Source organism: Cupriavidus basilensis (assembly GCF_000832305.1).
Lineage (GTDB): Bacteria > Pseudomonadota > Gammaproteobacteria > Burkholderiales > Burkholderiaceae > Cupriavidus > Cupriavidus basilensis_F.
In genome coordinates, this window is the sequence record NZ_CP010536.1 from 2,670,238 (window position 1) to 2,692,032 (window position 21,795).

The following is a 21,795-nucleotide window of genomic DNA, read 5'->3' on the forward strand; positions in this document are numbered from 1 at the left end:
GCCTGTGCGTAGTGCATTGCGGCTGTGCGGCATCATGTTGCTCACCGGATCGGACAGCCCACAGGTTAAGAACTCGCCCATGCAAATGGCGTAGAAAGCTATCGCCCAGGCATAAACAGCCCGTAAATGTCCATCTGCTGCCGCATGATTCCCCACCTACAATGAATTGTCGGGCCGGGCCAGCTCGGACCTTCGCCTTGTTGCGGGCAGCCGCAGGCCACGGATGACGGTCCGGCAAAGGAGCATGATCGATGCGCTCGCCAGGGATATCCGGCCCGCGCCTGAGGCGCATTGCCGCCAGGGTTGCGGCTGGCATCATCGGCTTGATCGTCATCGGCCGCCTCACCGGCATGCTGGTTGACTGGCTGTGGTTTTCTTCCATTGGCTATGTCAACGTCTTCTGGACGGTCCTTGTCACCAAGGCGCTTCTGTTCGCCGCTGTCTTCGCTGCGTCGGCGGGCGCGATCTGGGTATCGGGATTGCTGGCGCACCGCTATGCGAGCCCGCCAGGCTCCTGGAAGGCGGAGGTCTTGAGCGAGCTGGTGGGCGAAGTCGCGCCGCACCTGCCCTGGCATGCCGCCATCGCCGGTGCCGCCGTCCTCCTGGGCCTGCTGCTCGCCACCAGCGAAATCCCGGACTGGGAGCTCGTGCTTCGCTACTTCAACCAGGTGCCCTTTGGCAAGGCCGATCCGATCTTCGGCAAGGACATCGGCTTCTATCTCTTCTCGCTGCCCGCCTATCTTGCGCTGAGGAACTGGCTGCTACTGCTGTTGTGCTGCGGCGCGGCGGCGACGGCCGCGGTGTACGGGATGCGCGGCGACATCGCCTGCATGCGCTCGCCGCGCGGGCTTTCACCTGCGGCCGCCGCCCACGGCTCGGCCCTGCTGGGCTTGTTCTTCCTGCTGCAGGCCTGGTCCTACTGGCTCGACCGCTTTCTGCTGCTCTATGGGGACAACGGCGTGGTGGTGGGTGCCAGCTATACCGATATCCATGTGGGGCTGCCGGCGCTGTGGCCGCTGATCGGCCTGGCCGGCGCGGCCGCGGCCGCGTCATGGGCCAATATGCGCTGGCGGGGCTATCGCATTCCTGCCGCCTCGGCGCTGGCCGTGTTCGGCAGCGCATTGGTACTGGTGCTGATCTACCCGGCGCTGTTCCAGCGCTTCTATGTCAAGCCGAACGAACTGCAGCTGGAGACGCCCTATATCGCCCACAACATTGCGCTGACGCGCGACGCCTATGGCCTGGCGCAGATCGCGGTAAAGCCGTTTCCCGCCGAGCAGAACCTCGATCTCGCCGCGCTGCAGGCCAATCGCCCGACCATCGACAACATCCGCCTGTGGGATCTGCAGCCGTTGCGCGATACCTACGCGCAGTTGCAGGAGATCAGGACCTACTACAAATTCCTGGCGACAGACATCGACCGCTACCGGTTCGACGCCCGTTACCAGCAGGTGATGCTCTCGGCGCGGGAGCTGGAGCCGTCGCTGCTTCCCGCCAATGCCCAGACCTGGGTCAACCTGCATCTCCTGTTTACCCACGGCGATGGCGTCGTGATGTCGCCGGTCACGGAGAAATCCGCGGAAGGCCTGCCTACGCTTTACCTGAAGGATATTCCGCCTGTCTCCCGCGGCGGCCCGCCCATCGGTGAACCGCGCCTGTACTTTGGTGAAGGCGGCAAGGGCTATGTGATCGTCAACGGCAACGCGCCCGAATTCGATTACCCCAAGGGCGATGAGAACGTCTATGCGACCTACCACGGGCGCGACGGCGTCGCCATCGGCAGCATGGCGCTGCAGGCCCTCTTCGCCTGGCAATTCGACGATCCCAACATCCTGGTGACCAGCTACATCACGCCCGCGAGCCGGATCCTGCTCCATCGCAATATCCAGGACCGGGTGCGCACGATCGCCCCGTTCCTCAGCCTCGACCATGACCCCTACATCGTCGTGAGCGGCGGGCGGCTTTTCTGGATCCAGGATGCCTATACCACCAGCCGCTGGTTCCCATACTCCCAGCCGGGCACCGGTGACGGCGACAATTACATCCGCAACGCGGTCAAGGTGGTGATCGATGCGTACAACGGGACTGCCGACTTCTACATCAGCGATCCCGCCGATCCCGTCGTGCGGACGTACCAGCGCATTTTCCCGGGCCTGTTCAAGCCGCTGGGCGCGATGCCGCAAGACCTGCAGCAACATATCCGCTACCCCGAAGACCTGTTCCTGATCCAGGCGCAGGTCTACCGCGCCTATCACATGGAAACGCCGGAAGTCTTCTACAACCGCGAGGATCTCTGGCAGTTCCCGCGCAAGCAGGCCGACATCGACGCGGGCACCGGCCCTGGCACGCCCATGACGCCCTACTACATGATCGTGCGGCTACCCGCGCAGCCGCGCGCCGAATTCGTGCTGATGCTGCCGATGGTGCCCAGCCAGCGCGAAAACATGATCGCGTGGCTGGCGGCGCGTTGCGATCCGCCTGACTACGGCAAGCTTGTCGTCTATGCCTTTCCCAAGGACAAGCTGGTCTATGGGCCATTCCAGATCGAGGCGCGCATCCAGCAAAACACCGAGATCTCGCAGCAGATTTCGCTGTGGAACCAGATGGGCTCGCGCGTCATCCGCGGCCACCTCCAGGTCGTGCCCATCGACAACTCGATTCTCTACGTCTCGCCGCTCTACTTGCGCGCGGAGTCCGGTCAGCTGCCCGAGCTGAAACGGGTGATCGCCGCCTATGGCGACCATGTGGTGATGGAGGAAACCTTGGGCGCGGCCCTGGCGGCGCTCTTCAAGGAAGCGGCCCCGCTGGCGACCGCGCCCGGTGGCCAACCAGACGGCCGCGCCCGCGAGGCACTCGCCCACTATGACCGCGCCATGGAGCGATTGAAGGCGGGCGACTGGGGCGGCTTTGGCGCGGAACTCGATGCGCTCAGACCGCTGCTCGAAGCGCTCGGCGCCGGGCGCGCCGACGCGCAGAAATGACGAACGATCATGCGAGCGACCCCGCCCATCGCCGAGCCGGCGAAAAAGCCGACACTCGCTTGCAACGGCTAGAATGATCGCCAACGACCGCCGCACATTGTTCGCTCGCCCTGGAGGAAGACCCATGAAAGCCTGGATCGCAATGGCCATTGGCGCGCTTGGCTGCGCCATGGCGTTCCTGGCGGGTCCGGCTTGCGCCGCGGACACGGCGACGCTGACCATTGCCGCTGGTGCGCAACAGCGCAACTGGACGCTGGATGCGCTGCTGAAAGACCGCCGCCTGACCGACGTGACGGTGGACGACGACAACCTGAAACGCCGCCTGACGTTCAAGGCCATCCCCCTGGCCGCCTTGCTGCGCGGCATGCCGGTGACGGCCGACGCGAGCGCGACGACCGCGGCCAGCGATGGCTATGTCTCCCACCTGCCGACGCGCCTGTTGCTGGCCGATAGCGCCGACGAGCCGCGCGCCTGGCTGGCGGTGGAAAATCCTGCCGCGCCGTGGCCAACGCTCAAGGGCCAGGACATCGGGCCGTTCCGCCTGATCTGGACAGTGCCGGCGGGCCGCGCTGCTTCCCTTGTCAACGAGAGTCTCTGGACGTACGGCATCGTGCGCATCGACATCACCGCGCCGCCGGCGGAGCGCTTTGCGGCCATCCGGCCCGCCCCCGGCCTGCCGGCGGACGGCGCGGTCATGCGCGGCTTCGCGACGTTCCAGCGCGTTTGCTTCTCGTGCCACTCCCTCAACCGGGTCGGCGACGCGCACCTTGGCCCCGACCTGAATGTGCCGCACAGCGCGGTCGACTACCTGGGCGACGACAAGCTGGCCACGCTGATCCGCGACCCGCAATCGTTGCGCTGGTGGCCCAACGCGCGCATGTCGGCGATCGACGAGAAAACGCTGTCCGACGCGGATCTGAAGGACTTGCTGGCGTATCTGCGTCATATGGCTGGACGCAAGGTGGCGGCGCCGCCGCGGGTTCCTGACCCCCAGCCCTGATGCACCCGTGCCGGATGGCACGGTCCGGCATCCGGTTCAATTGGCGATGTGATAGGTGACCGAGTGCGCCTCGACCGGCGACACCAGCTATAAATTCACTCAGTTGCGAAATCGCGCGTTGCTCGTTTTCCACTTTTCCACACGACGTGCGCCCGGAACCGCCGCCCGATTGGCGCTTTGCAGCGTGGCACGGGCGGGCCGTGCGGGCCCGATCCCGGCATAATCCGCAAGAGATACCCAGACGAGCCGGCGCAAAACATGAACGACTGTCCCCGATGCGCTCACCCAGGGCTTGCCGCCTTCCTTGGCAAGGTTACCCATGGCATTGCGGCTCCAATACCGATTGGGAAGCCGATTGGGAAGCCGATCGGGAAGTCACCGATCCTGCCGGCGATACTTCTGGCAGCCACACTGGCGCTCGGCCACAGCCGCGACGGCTGGGCGGCGCCCCAGGCCGAGCAACCCACGCTAAGCATCGAAGAGCGTCCGGCAGAGCCGCCCCAATTGTTCCCCCCGAATTACGATGAAGCGGTCACGGCGCTGATCCGTGCGTTTGACGTCGGCGCCATCCTTGCCGCTGGCCTGGACCAGGCCTTTGCCAGGCTGCCGGCGAAAATCGGGCCCATCCCCAAAGCGCGCTACACGCAATGCACCCGCGCGAAGCTCTCGCCCGAGGTGGTCGAAGCAGCCGTGCGGCCCGCGCTAGCACCCGAGATCCAGGATGCAGGGCTGGCGATGCAGCTGGCGCGCTTGCTGGGCTCGCCGGTCGGGCGCAAGACCAGGGAGGCGGCGCTGTCGGGCAAGGAGTTGGCCGAGGCCGGCATTACGGGTGCCGACCGGCTCGAATTCAACCGCTTCATGGAGAACCCCGCGTTGAAGGCCTTCCTTGAGCAGGGCGGGCTGCGCCGGGTCAAGGATGCCGTGACCCGTGCAATCAGGGTGGAAAGCAAATCGGCCTCGGACGCTTGCGTCCGGGAACTGATGCCCCTGTATCGCCTCACCAACGAGCGCTCGGCCTGATCCCCCGCCGGCGCCCTGCGCGCCGTGAAATATCGTTACAGTTGAAATCCCCGGCAGTGCGATGGCATGGCTAGAGTCAGCTTATTGCGACTGCGAGATGAGGATCGACATGCAGCAAGGGAACGTCTACGCGCTGGGGCTTGGCGCATTTGTCCTGGCGCTCGCCCAGCCCGCATTGGCACGCGTTGATGTGGACCTGAACATCGGCGTGCCTGCGCCGGTGGTGGTGGCGCCGGCCTACCCCGCGCCCGTGTATCAGGTGCCGCCCGCCTATCCCGCACCCCCGCCGCCCGTGGCCTATCCTGCGCCGGCTCCGGTCTATGGGCCGCCTCCCGGGTATGTCGGGTATGGGCCGCCGGTGGTGGTGGCGCCGGCGGTGGTGATCGGGTGGCACGGCGAGCGCTACTGGGATGGACGGCGCTGGTGGGGCCGCCGCGACTGGTATGCCTACCATCACGCTTACCCGTACCGGCGCTAACGATCGGATCTCCGGGAGGCCTGCATCAGCCTGCATCACATGTGGCACATGTGATGCAGGCATTACCCGGGAGCAGCGCGGGAGTGGCGCGGATGCAACGGCCCGGACCGCATTTGATTAACGTTGATTACAAAGAAAAACCGCCCCGGCAAAGGGGCGGTTTTTCGTTCTGGCGTACTGCCGTCGTACTGCCGTGGTAATGCCGTGCCTCAGTGGCCCTTCGGGCCGAAGGTGTACTCCCCGTCCTGGTAATCCACCGCCACCACATCCTTGGCGGCGAACTTGCCTTCGAGGATGAGACGCGCCACCGGGTTCTCGATCTGCTGCTGGATCGCGCGCTTGAGCGGACGCGCCCCGAACACCGGATCGTAGCCAGCGCTGGCGATCTTGGCCAGCGCGGCTTCGCTCACCGCCAGCGTCATGTCCATGCGTGCCAGCCGCGCCGTCAGCCGCTCCAGCTGGATGCGGGCGATCGACTCGATATGCTGCTGGTCGAGCGAATGGAACACCACGACCTCGTCGATACGGTTCAGGAACTCGGGCCGGAAATGCGTCTTCACTTCCTGCCATACCGCGCCTTTGACCGCTTCGTGCGGCTCGCCGGTCATTGCCTGGATGATGTGCGATCCCAGGTTCGAGGTCATCACGATCACCGTGTTCTTGAAGTCCACCGTGCGGCCCTGGCCATCGGTCAGGCGGCCATCGTCCAGCACCTGCAGCAGCACGTTGAAGACGTCCGGGTGGGCCTTCTCGACTTCGTCGAGCAGGATCACGCTGTACGGCTTGCGGCGCACGGCCTCGGTCAGGTAACCGCCCTCTTCATAGCCCACGTATCCCGGCGGCGCGCCGATCAGCCGGCTCACGCTGTGCTTCTCCATGAACTCGCTCATGTCGATACGGATCAGGTGGTCCTGCGAATCGAACAGGAACTCGGCCAGCGCCTTGCACAGCTCGGTCTTGCCCACCCCGGTGGGGCCGAGGAACAGGAACGAGCCGTAGGGCTTGTTCTCGTCCGACAAGCCGGCACGCGAGCGGCGGATGGCGTCCGACACCAGGCGCACGGCCTCGTCCTGGCCTACCACGCGGCGGTGCAGGTAGTCCTCCATCTGGATCAGCTTCTCGCGCTCGCCCTGCATCATCCGGGACACCGGAATGCCGGTCGCGCGGCTCACCACTTCGGCGATCTCCTCGGCGCCCACCTGCGTGCGCAGCAGCTTGTTGGGCTGCTTCTGCTCGCTGGCTTCGGCGGCCGTGGCGGCCTTGAGCTTGCCTTCCAGTTCAGGCAGCTTGCCGTACTGCAGCTCCGCCACCTTGTCGAGCTTGCCTTCGCGCTGCAGGCGCGTGATCTCCAGGCGGATCTTGTCGATCTCTTCCTTGAGCGCGGCTGCGCCCTGGGCGGCACCCTTCTCGGCCTTCCAGATCTCTTCGAGGTCAGCGTATTCCTTCTCCAGGCGGCCGATTTCCTGCTCGATCAGTTCGAGCCGCTTCTTCGAAGCCTCATCGGTTTCCCGCTTGACGGCCTCACGCTCGATCTTGAGCTGGATGGTGCGGCGCTCGAGCTTGTCCATCACCTCCGGCTTGGAGTCGATTTCCATCTTGATGCGCGCGCCGGCTTCGTCGATCAGGTCGATGGCCTTGTCGGGCAGGAAGCGGTCGGTGATATAGCGATGCGACAACTCCGCCGCCGCGACGATGGCCGGGTCGGTGATCTCCACGCCGTGGTGCAGCTCGTACTTCTCTTGCAAGCCGCGCAGGATGGCGATGGTGGCCTCCACGCTGGGTTCGTCGACCAGCACCTTCTGGAAGCGGCGCTCCAGCGCGGCGTCCTTCTCGATGTACTTGCGGTACTCGTCCAGCGTGGTGGCGCCGATGCAATGCAGCTCACCGCGCGCGAGAGCCGGCTTGAGCATGTTGCCAGCGTCGATCGCGCCCTCGGCCTTGCCGGCGCCGACCATGGTGTGCAGTTCATCGATAAAGACGATGGTCTGCCCTTCGTCCTTGGCGATGTCCGACAGCACGGCCTTGAGCCGTTCCTCGAACTCGCCGCGGTACTTGGCGCCGGCCAGCAGCCCTGCCATGTCGAGCACCAGCACGCGCTTGCTCTTGAGGCTTTCCGGCACTTCGCCATTGACGATGCGCTGGGCCAGGCCTTCCACGATGGCGGTCTTGCCCACGCCCGGCTCGCCAATCAGCACGGGATTGTTCTTGGTGCGGCGCTGCAGGATCTGGATGGCGCGGCGGATTTCGTCGTCGCGGCCGATCACGGGGTCGAGCTTGCCGATACGGGCGCGCTCAGTGAGGTCCACGGTGTACTTTTTCAGCGCTTCGCGCTGGGTTTCGGCGTCGGCGCTGTTGACCGAATCGCCGCCACGCACGGCTTCGATGGCGGTCTCGAGCGATTTGCGCGAGAGGCCGTTTTCACGCGCGATGCGGCCGGCCTCACCCTTGTCATCGGCCACCGCGAGCAGGAACAGCTCGCTGGCAATGAACTGGTCGCCGCGCTTGATGGCCTCTTTCTCGGTGGCGTTGAACAGCGCGCCGAGTTCGCGCCCGACCTGGACCTCGCTGGTGCCTTGCACCTGAGGCAGGCGCTTGATGGCGGCATCCAGCGCGGTGGTCAGGCCGCCGACGTTGACGCCGGCGCGCGCCAGCAGCGCGCGGGCGGCGCCGTCATTCTGCGCCAGCAAGGCGCGCAGCACGTGCAGCGGGTCGATGTATTGGTTGTCGTTGCCGATCGCCAGGCTCTGGGCATCGGCCAGCGCTTCCTGGAATCGGGTGGTCAGTTTGTCAAGTCGCATTTAGGAGCCCTCTTTTTTCGGATGAGTGTCCTGATGCGGAAGGCGGGGCGCCTGCGCCCCGGCCTGCCGATCCCGCCACGCGGGCCGGACACTGGTGTCTGATCGAAAGATAAGGCTTTGCGCCTGCATTTCAAGGCCTGACTGCACGGCCCTTGATGTGGCGCAGGAAATACGTTGCGCTTTGCCCCCCGCGGTCTCAGGCGGCCTCCAGCGGCCGCTTGTCTTCCAGGTTGCGCACCAGCACCAGCGCCTCCCCGGCCAGCACCACCCGGCCATCGTCGCCGGTGACCACCGTCGCCAGGTTGACCAGGTCCTTGTCTGCGCGCAGGCGCACGATGCGCACCGATGCGCTCAGCAGCTCGCCCAGCCGCGCCGGCGAGCGCAGTCGCAGCGACTGCTTCATCCAGCCGGTGCCACGGCCCGGCAAGCGGGTGCCCAGCAGATCCGAGAACATACCGGCCAGCAACGGCAGCGGCACGATGGTGCCCTCGAAGCCACGGCTGTGGGCGAACACCGGGTCGGTATAGAAGGCATTGCCATCGTCGGTCAACGACACGTATTCATCGATATCGCCCGCGCTGAAGCTGCGTACCGCCGAAGCCTCCTGGCCCACGCTCAGGTGATAGAGCGTACGGTCGCCGGCCGGCTGCCCCGCAAGGTGCCCGGCCGATTGCGCAACTTCGCCGGCATCCTGGCGCTGGGCCTCGGCCAGCGATTGCGCGCTGGCATCGACCAGCAGCACCGCGTCGCCTTGTGCCGTAATCTGCTCATCCGTGACGGCCATGCGGTTGCGGCCGCGCTGCACGCAGCGCACCGAAGTGTCCAGCGCGATCCGGTCCCGCCCGGGCGTTTCGTTCAACACCAGCACGGCGGCCACACCGTCGCCGACAAAGGTGGGGCGCGGGAACATCAGCGTTTGCGCGATGGGCAGCACCGGCCGGGGGTTGCTGCGCTGCATCTGCGCGCACAGCAGCGAGAACAGGAACATGCCATGCGCGACCGTGGCGCCAAAATGCGTCGTGCGGGCGAACGCCGGATCGCAGTGGATGGGATTGTCATCGCGCGAGAGCGAGGCGAAGCGGTCGAAATCTTCTTGCGTCAAAACGCGTGGACGGGATGCCTTCATCAGTTAGGTACCTCTACGGTGCTGCCGTTGACCGTGATCCGGTCCGCATCAGCGGGCGTTGCGGCGAACGGCGGCAGATTGGTGGGCAAGATGGTGGGTGCCGGCGACGCGGTGCCGCCGCGCGCAACCGTGCGCACTACCTGCGAGGGTGGCAGCGCGCGGCCGTTGGCGAGGTTGTCGTAGACCGCGTCGAGCGCCCGGTTCAGGTAGACGTGGAGCGGGATGAAGCGGTTGTCGTAGCCCGCTACCGCGCCGATGAAACTGTCGAAATGCTGGCCATTGGTGACTTCCATGTAGGACAGCTTGCTGGCGCTGCCCTCCTGGAGCCGGTTGTAGCCGAGATACGGCCGCGACGTGTGGTTGACCGGCAGCAGCGCATCGCTGCGGCCATGCACGATGACGGCGGGCTTGCCGTGCAGGTTGCCCGAGCGCAGCGTCTGGGCCAGGCCCGCTTGCAGCGCCTGGGCCTGCGCGCCGGTGCCGGTGAGCAGCCCGCGCAGGCAGCGCGCGCCGTCGAGGTTGGCGTCGGCCACATTGTTGCTTGGCGACTGGGAGTAGATGTCGCGCAGCGGGCCGCCGGGATTGTTGTCGTTGATCAGCTGCACGCCGGCCGCCGGCGGCACGCCATTGCCAGTCGCGTACAGCACGTTGAGCGTAGCCGGCGCAATCGCCGCCGGCGTCAGGACCGCCGTGCCGGTCGCGGCAAAGCTCAAGCCGCACAAGCGATCCGCCACGCCGGCCCGCGCGAGCGCGTTGGCAAAGGTCACCGAGACCGCATTGGCCACCTCGAACAGGGCCAGCGACGGATGGAGCGCATCGGATTCGGCTTCCCAGCCAAAGGCGTGCAGCGCCTGCAGCGCGCTGGCGGCCTGGCTGGCGGCATCCGGCCCCGTCACCAGGCCCGCGTTGGCCAGCGACTGGCAACGGTTGAGCGCCGGCTGCGCCAGCCCGACGGTGGGCAGCGCGTAGAGCGCCACACCCGGCGCATTCACCAGCGCGGTCGCCTGCGAGGTGCACAGCTGCAGCAGGTTGGCCGTGGTGGTGTAGTCATACAGCGGGCGCCCGGACAGGCTCACCGGCACGCCGCCGCGGGTGACGGTGACACCCGTGTTGCTGGGCAGGTTGAGGTTCGGCTCGGCCACCGCCACGCCGTCGATCAGGCCCTGGGTGTCCTGTTCCGCCGCCGCAATCGCCGCGCCGCCGCCGTTGGACACGCTGGACGCGATCACCACGACCTTGTCCGGGCCCAGGCTGCGCTGGCGCGTGCCATCGGTGGCCACGTTGCCAAAGCGGTCGTTGATGGCCCAGATGGCGAAACTGGCGGCCTGCAGCGTGAACGTGCCCCAGTCCTTCTCGGGGTTGCGCTGCGAGTGCGCGTGCTTGAACGCCAGCCGGTGCGGCGCCAGCGCATTGAACGCGGCCAGGCTGGTGTTGGGAAACGGCGCGGCAAACTGCGCGTTGGCGCCGGCCGCGGCGCGGCTGGTGCGAGTGCCGTCGATCAGCGCAACGGTGTCGGTGTCCAGGTCGTGCGGCGCGGCGCCGGTGCCTTTGTCCGTGTAAGCGACGGCGCAGCCGCGCTTGAGTGCCCATTCGCCGGTGGAGATCGCGCCATAGACGCCGCGCGAGCCGGACGATGTGGCGGTGATCAGGCACGGCTTGGCCACATTGAAGCTGTCGGGGATCTGCACCAGCATGGTTACGTTCTGCTGGCCGCTGCCATCGTCGGAGAAAGCCAGGTACTCGCGCCCCGCGACCTTGCCCTGCCCCGTCGTGATGCTGCCTTGCGCGTCCACATTGGGGCCGTACAGCGAGCCATAGCCACCGCCTGCCGTGGTGTCCACCAACGCGCGGTAGTTGGTGTAGATGGCGTAGCGGCGCAGCTCGGCCGCGGTGGGCGCGGCCGGGTTCAGCGGCAACGGCGCGGTAGCGGAGCCCAGGCCGTCCTTGCCGAGGCCAGCGGTGAGCAGGTCGTCCGTGTTGCCGTCGTAGGTCTTGATCGTGACCGTGCCGATATTGGCCGGCTTGGTATTGGGATTGGTGTTGCCGCTACTGGTGTTGTTATCGCTCGAACCGCACGCCGCCAGCAACAAGCCCGCCGCCCCGGCCAGCGCCAGGCGCGCCCCGTATCTGGTCAAACCGCTATGCCCTGCAAGTCCGCGCAACATGTTGTGCCCCCTTGTTGCATGCCGGCCCGGCATGCTGGATCGATCGGAACGCAATACAGAAACGACAGAAACGACAGAAACGAGAATTTCACGAGACCACCACTGCATGACTTCACACTGCGCGCCGCCCTCACTGCGACTGGAAGCGCGCGCGCAGCTTGTGCTTTTCCACCTTGCCCGACGGCGTGCGCGGCAGCGCCTCGATCATCCGCACGTGGCGCGGCACCTTGTAGCTTGCCAGCGCGGCGCGGCAATGCGCGAGCACGCCTTCGGCATCGAGCGCCATGCCGGGCTTCGCCACCACCAGCGCCATGCCGACCTCTCCCCAGCGCGCATCGGGCACGCCGATGACGGCGGCCTCGGACACGGCAGCAAGCTGAAACAGCACATTCTCCACTTCGGCCGGGTAGACGTTTTCTCCGCCTGAGATAAACATGTCCTTGGCGCGGTCGACAATGTAGTAGTCGCCCTCCTCGTCCATGTAAGCGATATCGCCCGAGTACAGCCAGCCGCCACGGATGGCGGCGTCGGTGGCCTGGGGCAGGTTCCAGTAGCCGGGCGTGACGCCCGGCCCCTTGATCAGCAGCTCGCCACGCTCGCCCGGCGCCACGTCGCGGCCCTGCGGATCCACCACCCGCGTCAGCATGGAGCCGACCGGCTTGCCGATGGTGCCGATCTTGCGGCGCGCCGTGGCTTCGTCGCACACGAACACGGTTGGCCCGGTCTCGGTCATGCCAAAGCCGAAGCAGATCGTCACGCCCTTGGCCAGGTAGGCCTCCAGCAGCGGCCGCGGCACCGCGGAGCCGCCCGCGGACATATTGCGCACACGGGAAAAATCCGCCGCCGCGAAGCCGGCATGCTGGCTCAGGAACAGGTAGACCGCGGGCACGGCGAAGAACATGGTGATGCCCTCCCCGGCGCTGGCATCAAGCTTGCGCAACGTCACCTCGGCGTCGAACTGCCGCATGATGTGCACAGTGCCGCCGGCATGCAGCACGGGATTGGCGTACAGGTTCAGCCCGCCGGTATGGAAGAACGGCAGCACGTTCAGGAACACGTCGTCGCGCGTGATCTTGTTGGCCAGCATGGCGTTGACGGCGTTGAAGAACACCATGCCGTAGGTCTGGATCACGCCCTTGGGGCGTCCCGTGGTGCCCGAGGTGTAAAGCAGGTGCCAAACCTCGTGCTCGTCGCGGCACGGCATCTCGACGACGCGCCCGGAGCTACCCGCCAGCATCGCTTCGTACTCGGTCCAGCCGCCCGGCACGTCCGCGCTCTCGTCGTCGGCCAGGTGCAATACCGCGCGCAGCGGCAAGGTGTCGGCAAGCGCGGCGGCGGTGGCAAGAAAGCCGTCACCGGCTACCAGCACGTCGGGCGAGCAGTCGCGCAGGATCGGCAGCAGCTCCGCGGCCGCCAGCCGCCAGTTCAGGCAGACCATCACCATGCCGGCCTTGGCGCAGCCATAGAGCATCTCGAAATAGTCCGAGCTGTTGTGGGCCAGCACGGCCACGCGGGCCCCGGGCGCCAGCCCCAAGCGCTCGCCCAGGTATTCCGCGAAGCGGCTGGCGCGCTCGTCGAACTGCCGGTAGGTCACCGTGCGGCCGCTCTCCACGTCGACCAGGGCGACTTTGTCCGGCGTATGCAGGGCATTCTTGTGCAGCCAGTCGACTACGTACATGGTCCGGGATCTCCGCTCGTGGATGTTCTTGTTATCTTGCTAGCCTTTTATTGCATGCAGATCTACGACGCCACCTCGTGCTCGGCGCGATCGCCGCGCAGCCGCCCGACGATGCCTTGCGGGAAGTAATACACGCTGAGGATAAACAACAGGCCGAGCCACAGCAGCCAGCGGTCCGGATGCAGCAGCCCCGACAGCAGCGGAATCGCCGCGGTGGCATCGCTCGCCAGCTTCATCACGTCCTGCAAGTAGGTCTGCGCCACCAGGAACAGCGTGGTGCCGATCAGCGCGCCGTACAGCGTGCCCATGCCACCGATCACCACGATCAGCAGGATGTCGACCATGATCTCGAAGGACAACGAGGTATCCGGGCCGTTGTAGCGCAGCCAGAGCGCCATCAGCACCCCGGCCAGCGTGGCAAACCCGGCCGACAGCACGGTGGACACGGTACGGTACACCACGGTGCGGTAGCCAATGGCCTCGGCCCGGAAATCGTTCTCGCGGATTGCCTGCAGCACCCGGCCGAACGGCGAGTTCACCACGCGCAGCAGCAACAGGAACAACACCAGCGCGCTCGCGAACACGAAGTAATACGAAAACAGCTTGCCGTTGAGCGGCACGCCAAGCCATTCGGCGTCGCCCAGCGAAAAGCCCGGCGTGAACACCTCCGGCACCTTGAAGCTGATGCCATCCTCGCCGCCGGTCCACTCGGAGAGCTGCGACACCAGCGTGGCAAAGGCGGTGGCCACCGCCAGCGTGATCATGGCAAAGAAGATCGCCCTGACCCGCAGCGAAAACAGCCCGATCAGGAAAGCCAGCAGCATCGACACCAGCAGCGCGCCCAGCGTGCCGAGCGCCAGCGCGCCCCACCCCGGCTCCAGCCGTGACATGGCGATCGCCACGCCATAGCCGCCGATGCCGAAAAACATGGTGTGGGCAAAGGAGACGATGCCGGTATAGCCGAGCAACAGGTCGTAGCTGGCCACCAGCACCACGAAGATGCAGATCTTGGCCGCCATGTTGAGCGCGCGCGCACCGGGAAACAGGAAAGGCGCGCACGCCAGCGCCAGCAGCATGGCCACCAGGATCACGGTCAGCACGCGGCTTCGTGGCAGGTCGCCGGAAAGCAGTCGGGTCATGGTTTTTTCCTGGGCGCTCAGCGCTTGGCTACCGGGTAAAGGCCCTGCGGACGCCACAGCAGGATCATCACCATCAGCAGGATGTTCGAGAACAGTGCCACCTTGGGAAACAGGAAGCCGGTGTAGTTGGCCATCAGGCCGACCAGCAAGGCGCCGACAAAGCAGCCGGTGGTGGAGCCAAGCCCGCCGATGATGATCACGATAAAGATCAGCACATTGACCTGGGCACCGATGGACGCGGTAATGTTCTGCTGGTACAGCCCCCACAGCACGCCGCCCATGCCGGCCAGCCCCGCCCCCACCACGAACACGCCGATGAACAAGAGCCGGATGCGGTAGCCGAGCGACTCCACCATCTCGCGGTTCTCCACGCCGGCCCGGATCAGCAGGCCGATGCGCGTGCGGTTGAGCACCAGCACCATGGAGATAAAAATCACCAGCCCGAGCACCACGGCGATGAGCCGGTACTTCTCGATGGCCGCGTCGCCCAGCAGCACCGCGCCGCGGAAGGTGGTGGGCACCTGCAGCGCGATGGTCTCGGCCCCCCAGATCGCCTTGATCAGCTGCTCGGCCACGATCATGCCGCCCATGGTGATCAGGATCTGCTTGAGGTGCTGGCCGTAGACCGGGCGCACCACGATGCGCTCGAACAGGAAACCGATGACGCCCGCCGCCGCCATCGCCGCCAGGATGGCCAGGCCAAACACCGCCAGGTTGAGCCACAGGCTGTCTGCCTCGACCCAGGCGCCCAGCGGCAGCAGCACGGATGCCGCCACGTAGGCTCCCAACGCGATAAACGCGCCGTGTCCAAAGTTGAGCACGTCCATCAGCCCAAACACGAGCGTCAGGCCCGACGACACCACGAACACGATCATGCCCATGGCAAGGCCGGCGATGGTCAGCGTAAGCCAGGTCGAACCGCTGCCGATCAAGGGATAGGCCAGCAGCATCAGCAGCGGCGCCAGCGCCAGCGGGGTCCAGTCGAGCCGGACCTTGGGCAGATTGGCCGGTGTCGCCGGGGTGGTGGGTAAGGAGCTTGTACTCGCCATTGTCTCGGTCCTGACGATATCTTGTTATGTGTCTTGCCTGTCTTGTCTTGCTGGCCGCAATTGGTGACGCGCTACTGGTGCGCCGCCAGCGACAAACCGAGCAGCCGCTGCTGCAGGCTCTCGTCCCCCGCCAGCGCTGCCATCGTTCCCGTATGCACCACGCGCCCGTCATCCATCACGGCAACGGCGTCCCCCACCGACTTCGCCATGTGGAAGTTCTGCTCCACCAGCAGGATCGATACGTCCGTCTGCTTGAGCTCGCGGAACACCGTGATCATGTTCTGGATGATGGCCGGCGCCAGGCCCTTGGTCGGCTCGTCCACGATCAGCAGCTTGCGCGGCTCGATGATGGCGCGCGCCACCGACAGCATCTGCTTCTGCCCGCCGGACAGCACGCCGGCACGCTGGTGCCAGAAGATCTTCAGCGCGGGGAACATGCGGAACACCCAGTCAAGCCGCTGCCCGTCGATCGCGCCGCTGCGCGCGGCCAGCCGCATGTTCTCGGCCACCGTCAGCTCGGAGAACACGCTCATGTTCTCCGGCACATAGGCGATGCCGGCCTGCGCGATGGCAGGCGTGCCGCGGCGCGTGATGTCGGCCCCGTCGAACACGATCCGCCCTTCGCTCGCCTGCCACAGGTTCATGATGGTGCGCAGCGTGGTGGTCTTGCCCGCGCCGTTGCGCCCCAGCAGCATGGTCACGCCGCCGCGCGGCACGGCAAAGCTCACGCCGTGCAGGATGTGATACGGCCCGATATGCGTCTGCACGCCATCCAGGCTCAGGATGGGTGCTGCGGGTGCTGCGGGTGCTTCAGCCATGGCTGCCCTCCTGCTGCGCGCTCTCGTCGCCGGCGGCGATGCCCAGGTACGCCTGCTGCACGATCGGCGAGGCGATCACCTCGGCCGGATCGCCGTCGGCCATCAGGTTACCGTTATGCAGCACGATGATGCGGTCGGCCAGCGAGCGCACCACATCCATCTTGTGTTCCACCAGCAGCACCGTCTTGCTCTTGTCGCGCTTGATCTCCTGGATCAGGCCAAGGATCACCGGCACCTCGTCCACGCTCATGCCGGCGGTCGGCTCGTCGAACATGAAGATGCGCGGCTGCAGCGCCAGCAGGATGCCCACCTCCAGCTTGCGCTGGTCGCCGTGCGGCAAAGAGGCTACCGGCAGGTGGCGCTTGTCGGCCAGGGCCACCCGTTCCAGACAGTCCTCGGCCTGCTCGCGGACCGCGCGGTTTGCGCTCCACACGCTCCACAGATCCAGCCCGATGCGCCGGCGCGACTGCACCGCCAGGCGCACGTTCTCGAACACCGATAGATTGGGAAACAGGCTGGTCAGCTGGAAGGCGCGGCCAATGCCGCGCAGCGCCTTGTGCGGCACCGGCAGGCGCGTCACGTCCTCGCCGCCGAGCAGGATCTGCCCGGCGCTGGGCGGCAACTGGCCCGAGATCAGGTTGAAGTACGTGGTCTTGCCGGCCCCGTTGGGGCCGACGATGCAGGTCAGCTCGCCGGGATGAAACGCGCAGGAGACCGCATTGACCGCCACGTGCCCGCCAAAGCGGATGGTGAGGTCTCGCGTCTCGAGCGCAGGCGGCCCTGCCACCGCCCGCGAGAGCGCTGCCGTTGTATCGATGGAAGCGGCGCCCACTGTCATCACCGCCTGTTGCGGATCGGCACGTTCATTTCCTCCGGCTTGATCTCGCGGACCAGCTCGGGCACCCCCCAGGCGAACGCGGGATCGACCTTGATCTTGAAGTGGTACATCGACTGCAGCGCCTGGTGGTCTTCCTTGCGGAAGGTCATCTTGCCCTTGGGCGTCTCGAACGACATGCCCTCCATCGCACCGATCAGCTTCTCGGTGTTGGTGTCGCCATTGGTCTTCTTGAGCGCTTCGACCAGCGCGATGCCAGCCGTCATGCCGCCGGCGGTGAAGAAATCGGGCGGCGACTTGAACTTGGTGTAATGGTTGGACACCAGCCACTCGTTGGCCTTGTTCTTGGGAATGCCGAAGTAGTAATACGTCGCGCCTTCCATGCCGGGGAAGTTCTTGTAGTTGCTCATGGCGGGCAGGATATTGCCGCCGGTGGCGATCTCGATGCCATAGCGCTTGGGATCGAGGTCGGCAATCTTGAACGGGTTGCCGGCGCCCGCCCAGATGATGAAGATGATCTTGCGGCCCGGCTTGTCCTTGAGCGAATCAAACAAGCGCTGCGCCCCGGCGGTAAAGTCCGTGGTGTTGGTCGGCAGGTATTCCTCGTGCACGATCCTGGCGTTCTTGAGCGCGCCCTTGAAGGCCTTCACGCCGTCACGGCCAAAGGCGTAGTCCTGCGCCAGGGTGGCGATCTGCACGCCGGGCTTGTCCAGCGCCACGGCGTTGGAGATGGCGTCCTGCGACGAATTGCGGCCGGTGCGGAAGATGTAGCGGTTCCACTTCTCGCCGGTGATGGAATCCGCCACGGCGGGCTCGACCAGCAGGATCTTCTTGTACTCCTCGGCCACCGGCAGCATCGCCAGCGCCGTGCCGGAGGACGTCGGCCCCACGGCGATATCCGCGCGATCATCGCTATACGCCGCGGCAAGCTGGGCCTTGGCCACGTCGGGCTTGCCCTGGGTGTCCTTCTCCATCACCACCAGCTTGTTGCCGTTGACCATCATGGTGCCGTTGGTGGCGTAATCCAGCCCCATCATCAGCCCGGTCTGGGTCTGCTTGGCGTAGGCCTCGAGCGCCCCGGTCTTGTCATAGACGTGGGCGATGCGGATGTCCTTGGCAAGGGCGCCGCCGGCGGCCAGCAGGCTGGCCAGTGCGATGGCGCCAGCGGCTCGGTGCTTGAATTGCATTCTTGTCTCCTCTGAGGGTGTCGCTTGTCGTTGCAAATGCGGATCCTGCCTGCTTGGTGCTGTTTCGCTTTGCTGTGCTCTTTCCTGCTGTCGTGCCTTTCCGTTTGCTGCCTTATCCTGTGCGCCCATTGCCAAGGAAGCGGCGCATGCCTGCCGCCGCTTCGGCGCTCGTCACCTGCGCCACGAACGCCACGCGCTCGCGCTCAAGCCCGGCGGCCAGCGCATCGGCATCCCAGCGCAGCAGCGCGCGCGTATGCGCCACGCTGCCGGGTACCTTGTCCTTCAGGCCGGCCGCCAGGGACAGCGCCATCGCCTCGGCCTCGCGGGCCGGCGCGAGATGCGTCGCCAGGCCCAGTGCCACGGCCTGGCTGGCCGTCAGCGTGGCGTTCTCAAGCTGGATCGCCCGCGAGCGTGCGACGCCGATCAGTCGCGGCAGCATCGCCGTCCAGCCACCGTCCGGGCTGAATCCCACCACGGTGTAGTAAGGCGCAATGCGCGTGCCCTCGCCCAGCACCGTCATGTCGCAGGCCAGCACCAAGCCCAGTGAGCCCCCCGTCAGCCAGCCCTCCACCGCCGCGATCACCGGGCAGCGCAGCGCCGCCAGGCGCAGGATGGCTGCGTTGAGCAGGCCGAGCAGGCGCTGCGCATACTGCGCCAACTCCGCGCTTTGCGGCACAAAGGCGGCAAAAGCACCGACATCGCCGCCCGTGGAAAACGAGCGCCCCGCATGGCTCAGCACCACGGCGCGCACATCCGGGTCCGCCTCCATGCGCTCCAGCGCGGCCAGCAGCGCTTCGAGCAGTTCCGGCACCAGGCTGTTGTGCCGCTCGGCGCGATTGAGCCGAAGCACGGCCGTGCTGCCAACACGTTCGACCAGCACCAACGCGCTCATCGCGCCGCCAGCCCGTGCGAAATCATGTCAAAGGCCGTATCCACCACCTTGTCCATCGACGCCGGCCGCTTCCACAGCGCATAACGCATGCCCAGGAAATTGCTGATGCCGATCAGGCACCACGCCCGCACTTCGGCGTCGCCCGGCGAGATCTCGCCTTGCTCCTCGGCCTTGCCCAGGCGCCGGCTATAGACGTCGGCGAACACCTGGAAGTAACTGCTGTAGATAGTCTCGTCAACCGAATAGGAATCGAGCACGATGCGATACAGATTCTTGTGGCGCGACACAAAGGACAGGAACGCCTTGAGCCCGAGCCGCTCGGCCTCGATCTGTGTCTGCGCCGGCCCAACGTGCTTGCGCAAATGGGCCCGCACCAGTTCCAGCATGTGCTGCACCAGCGCGCGGAAGATGTCTTCCTTGTCCTTGAAATAGAGATAAAAGGTGCCCATGGCCACCTCTGCCTCCTGCGTGATCTCGGAGATCGAAGCCACGTAGTAGCCCTTCTCGCCGAACACTTTCTCGGCGGCGCGCAGCAGCGCTTCGCGGGTCTTCTGGCCGCGCGCGGTCTTGGGCTGGCTGACGCCGGATTCGGTAAGGGACATCGGGGCTCCGCAGTGGCTGGTCAGACCGGAAAACGGCAGTCAGGCAGCGGCATTGCACCGCGGAAACCGCCTGCTCCGGCGACCCTTAAAACATGATAACTGATTCATGTTTCATGATATAAAGTTAGCGATCCGTATGTCAATACATGGCTTACCCGGAGCTTTGGCCACGCACGTGGTGGCCAGGCCAGACACCCAGACTGGAAGTTCGCCATTGGATGCTTCACACGCCATGACTAACGCCGAGCCCGTCCCCGCCTTTGATAGCCACCCGGCTTCCGGCTCGCGGCCCGGCTGGCGGGAGGCCGGCGATGGCCGGGCACTGCTGTTGCTGCACGGCTGGTCGCTATCCGGCGAGGCGTTCGACGGCCAGCGCGCGCTGGCGCGTGATGGCTATCGTGTGATCGCCCCGGACCATGCCGGGCATGGCTTGTCTGCTGCACTGCCGCACGCCGGACAAGCCAGCCTTGCGCAACTTGCCGCCGATGTGGCCGGGTTGATTGGGTACCTGGGACTGCAGGACGTGGTGGTAATTGGGTGGTCGATGGGCGCCATGGTGGCCTGGGAGTTGATGCGCGGTGAGCCCACCCTGCCCTTGGCGGCAATCGGCGCCATCGACATGACACCGCGGCTGGCCAGCGCGGCGGACTGGCCGCATGGCCTGCATGCGCACTACGACACCGCGCAGGCGGCCCACATGGCCGCGCATGTGCGCCAGGACTGGCCGCGCCTGATCGACTCGGTGCGCGCCGGCTTATGGGCCGCCGGCAGCAAACCCGATGCGCTCGAGATGGACCGGATCGCCGGCATCATGCGCCAGTGCGCGCCGGATGCGCTTGCCGCGTTGTGGGAAGACATGGCCCGCCAGGATTACCGCGCGGCGTTGCGCGATGCTCGCCTGCCTTTGTTCCATCTGGTCGGGGAGCGCAGCCGCCTCTACGCGCCAGCAGTGGGGCAGGCCACGCTGGCGCTGCAGCCGGCTGCCCGGCTTGTCACCATCGGCGGCACCGGCCATGCCCCGCACATGGAACGGCCGGCCGCCTTTAACGCCGCGCTGGCGCAGATGCTTGCGTGGCTGGATTCATTGGCGTCGTCAGGCTCATTGGCGTCAACGGACGCTCAGGCCAGCAGCCGATAGGTCCACAGGCCCAGCGCGGTCAGCAGCAGCGAACCGCCAAGGTGTGCCAGCAGGTGGACCGCCGCCCAGCCATAGTCGCCCGCAATCAGGTTGCCCACGACCTCGCTGGAAAACGTGGAAAACGTGGTCAGGCCGCCCAGGAAGCCGGTCACCGCCAGCAAGCGCCATTCGGGCGGCAACTCCGTATGCGCGCCGAAGAATCCCACCGCCAGCCCGATCAGGTAGCCGCCGACCAGGTTGGCCGTCAGTGTCCCATAGGGCAACGCCGGGTTGGCGGCATTCCACAACACTGAGAACGCCCAGCGCAGCCAAGCTCCCACCGCGGCCCCGACCCCGACCGCCACAAAACCGAGCGCGCCCATCAGCGCTTGAGACCCAAGGGTTCCGCCGGCTCCACCTCGCCCTGGCCCTCGCCCTCCGGGCTGGCATTGAGCGAGCGAATGCCCCAGCGCGCCAGCGCGGACGCATCGGTCACGCGCGCGTCGACCCAGCGCGCGCCCTGCGGCGTCTGCTCCTTCTTCCAGAACGGCGCCTCGGACTTGAGGTAATCCATGATGAATTCGCAAGCGGCAAAGGCGTTGCCGCGATGGGCGGAGGCTACCGCCACCAGCACGATCTGGTCCAGCGGCAGCAAGGGGCCGACGCGATGCACGATGGTGACGCCAAGCAGCGCCCAGCGCTCCCGCGCCACCGCTTCGATCCGGGCCAGCGCCTTTTCGGTCATGCCGGGATAGTGCTCCAGCTCCATCGCGCTGACCGCGCTGCCGTCGTTCATGTCGCGCACCGTGCCGACAAAGCTGGCCACCGCGCCCACGCCTGGCTGCTCACGGCGCAGTACCATCACCTCGGCGCCCAGGTCGAAATCCTCGCGCTGTACTCTGACGCTCAT

Annotated in this window: 19 protein-coding genes; 5 read left to right on the forward strand and 14 right to left on the reverse strand. The window is 66.2% G+C overall.

All coding sequences use genetic code 11. The features are described 5' to 3' along the window. Positions 1 to 251: 251 nt before the first annotated feature. The gene (locus RR42_RS12435) at positions 252 to 2,981 is read left to right on the forward strand and encodes a UPF0182 family protein (RefSeq protein ID WP_043347178.1); all 2,730 of its coding nucleotides are present in this window, start codon (positions 252 to 254) and stop codon (positions 2,979 to 2,981) included. Positions 2,982 to 3,105: 124 nt separating this feature from the next. Continuing rightward, complete coding sequence (locus RR42_RS12440; protein ID WP_043347179.1) at positions 3,106 to 3,981, forward strand: cytochrome c; 876 nt, start codon at positions 3,106 to 3,108, stop codon at positions 3,979 to 3,981. A 99-nt stretch (positions 3,982 to 4,080) separates the two neighbouring features. Here RR42_RS12440 and RR42_RS39665 read toward each other — a convergent pair whose 3' ends face one another. Continuing rightward, positions 4,081 to 4,302 carry a hypothetical protein gene (locus RR42_RS39665; RefSeq protein WP_144409818.1) on the reverse strand — a complete coding sequence of 74 codons (222 nt, stop codon included), beginning with the start codon at positions 4,300 to 4,302 and terminating at the stop codon, positions 4,081 to 4,083. A gap of 183 nt (positions 4,303 to 4,485) precedes the next feature. On the opposite strand from RR42_RS39665, the gene RR42_RS12445 reads away from it, so the two are divergent. Together RR42_RS12445 and RR42_RS12450 are read left to right on the forward strand one after the other, a co-directional pair. After that, positions 4,486 to 5,001: a hypothetical protein gene (locus RR42_RS12445; protein WP_043347181.1), complete on the forward strand. Its 516-nt coding sequence runs from the start codon at positions 4,486 to 4,488 to the stop codon at positions 4,999 to 5,001. Between the two features lie 109 nt (positions 5,002 to 5,110). Further along, on the forward strand, positions 5,111 to 5,479 hold the full coding sequence (locus RR42_RS12450; RefSeq protein ID WP_043352021.1) for a hypothetical protein: 369 nt from the start codon (positions 5,111 to 5,113) through the stop codon (positions 5,477 to 5,479). A 209-nt stretch (positions 5,480 to 5,688) separates the two neighbouring features. Here RR42_RS12450 and clpB read toward each other — a convergent pair whose 3' ends face one another. The 11 genes from clpB to RR42_RS12505 all read right to left on the reverse strand — a co-directional run bounded on the left by clpB (position 5,689) and on the right by RR42_RS12505 (position 19,768). Then, entirely contained in the window at positions 5,689 to 8,277 is a 2,589-nt protein-coding gene (gene clpB / locus RR42_RS12455; RefSeq protein WP_043347184.1) for an ATP-dependent chaperone ClpB, read from the reverse strand. A 196-nt stretch (positions 8,278 to 8,473) separates the two neighbouring features. Further along, on the reverse strand, positions 8,474 to 9,403 hold the full coding sequence (locus RR42_RS12460; protein WP_043347185.1) for a MaoC/PaaZ C-terminal domain-containing protein: 930 nt from the start codon (positions 9,401 to 9,403) through the stop codon (positions 8,474 to 8,476). Beyond that, the gene (locus RR42_RS12465; protein WP_144409819.1) at positions 9,403 to 11,568 is read right to left on the reverse strand and encodes a 3-hydroxybutyrate oligomer hydrolase family protein; all 2,166 of its coding nucleotides are present in this window, start codon (positions 11,566 to 11,568) and stop codon (positions 9,403 to 9,405) included. The genes RR42_RS12460 and RR42_RS12465 overlap by 1 nt, the downstream gene beginning before the upstream one ends. A gap of 130 nt (positions 11,569 to 11,698) precedes the next feature. Continuing rightward, on the reverse strand, positions 11,699 to 13,246 hold the full coding sequence (locus RR42_RS12470) for an acyl-CoA synthetase (protein WP_043347189.1): 1,548 nt from the start codon (positions 13,244 to 13,246) through the stop codon (positions 11,699 to 11,701). Between the two features lie 62 nt (positions 13,247 to 13,308). After that, positions 13,309 to 14,385: a branched-chain amino acid ABC transporter permease gene (locus RR42_RS12475; RefSeq protein WP_043347191.1), complete on the reverse strand. Its 1,077-nt coding sequence runs from the start codon at positions 14,383 to 14,385 to the stop codon at positions 13,309 to 13,311. A gap of 17 nt (positions 14,386 to 14,402) precedes the next feature. Next, on the reverse strand, positions 14,403 to 15,434 hold the full coding sequence (locus RR42_RS12480) for a branched-chain amino acid ABC transporter permease (protein WP_043347195.1): 1,032 nt from the start codon (positions 15,432 to 15,434) through the stop codon (positions 14,403 to 14,405). Positions 15,435 to 15,505: 71 nt separating this feature from the next. After that, positions 15,506 to 16,252 (reverse strand): ABC transporter ATP-binding protein, encoded by a 747-nt coding sequence (locus RR42_RS12485; protein ID WP_043347198.1) that lies wholly within the window; start codon positions 16,250 to 16,252, stop codon positions 15,506 to 15,508. Beyond that, positions 16,245 to 17,090, reverse strand: a complete 846-nt coding sequence (locus tag RR42_RS12490) for an ABC transporter ATP-binding protein (RefSeq protein ID WP_082054893.1) — start codon at positions 17,088 to 17,090, stop codon at positions 16,245 to 16,247. The genes RR42_RS12485 and RR42_RS12490 overlap by 8 nt, the downstream gene beginning before the upstream one ends. Next, on the reverse strand, positions 17,090 to 18,274 hold the full coding sequence (locus RR42_RS12495; protein WP_043347201.1) for a substrate-binding domain-containing protein: 1,185 nt from the start codon (positions 18,272 to 18,274) through the stop codon (positions 17,090 to 17,092). The genes RR42_RS12490 and RR42_RS12495 overlap by 1 nt, the downstream gene beginning before the upstream one ends. Positions 18,275 to 18,386: 112 nt before the next feature. Further along, positions 18,387 to 19,166: an enoyl-CoA hydratase/isomerase family protein gene (locus RR42_RS12500; RefSeq protein WP_043347204.1), complete on the reverse strand. Its 780-nt coding sequence runs from the start codon at positions 19,164 to 19,166 to the stop codon at positions 18,387 to 18,389. After that, positions 19,163 to 19,768: a TetR/AcrR family transcriptional regulator gene (locus RR42_RS12505; protein ID WP_006161576.1), complete on the reverse strand. Its 606-nt coding sequence runs from the start codon at positions 19,766 to 19,768 to the stop codon at positions 19,163 to 19,165. The genes RR42_RS12500 and RR42_RS12505 overlap by 4 nt, the downstream gene beginning before the upstream one ends. Before the next feature lie 232 nt (positions 19,769 to 20,000). On the opposite strand from RR42_RS12505, the gene RR42_RS12510 reads away from it, so the two are divergent. After that, the gene (locus tag RR42_RS12510) at positions 20,001 to 20,906 is read left to right on the forward strand and encodes an alpha/beta fold hydrolase (RefSeq protein WP_052494617.1); all 906 of its coding nucleotides are present in this window, start codon (positions 20,001 to 20,003) and stop codon (positions 20,904 to 20,906) included. Here the strand turns inward: RR42_RS12510 and crcB are convergent. Together crcB and moaE are read right to left on the reverse strand one after the other, a co-directional pair. Further along, positions 20,888 to 21,268, reverse strand: a complete 381-nt coding sequence (gene crcB / locus RR42_RS12515; RefSeq protein WP_043347207.1) for a fluoride efflux transporter CrcB — start codon at positions 21,266 to 21,268, stop codon at positions 20,888 to 20,890. The genes RR42_RS12510 and crcB overlap by 19 nt on opposite strands. Continuing rightward, positions 21,268 to 21,795: a molybdopterin synthase catalytic subunit MoaE gene (gene moaE / locus RR42_RS12520; RefSeq protein ID WP_052494618.1), complete on the reverse strand. Its 528-nt coding sequence runs from the start codon at positions 21,793 to 21,795 to the stop codon at positions 21,268 to 21,270. The genes crcB and moaE overlap by 1 nt, the downstream gene beginning before the upstream one ends.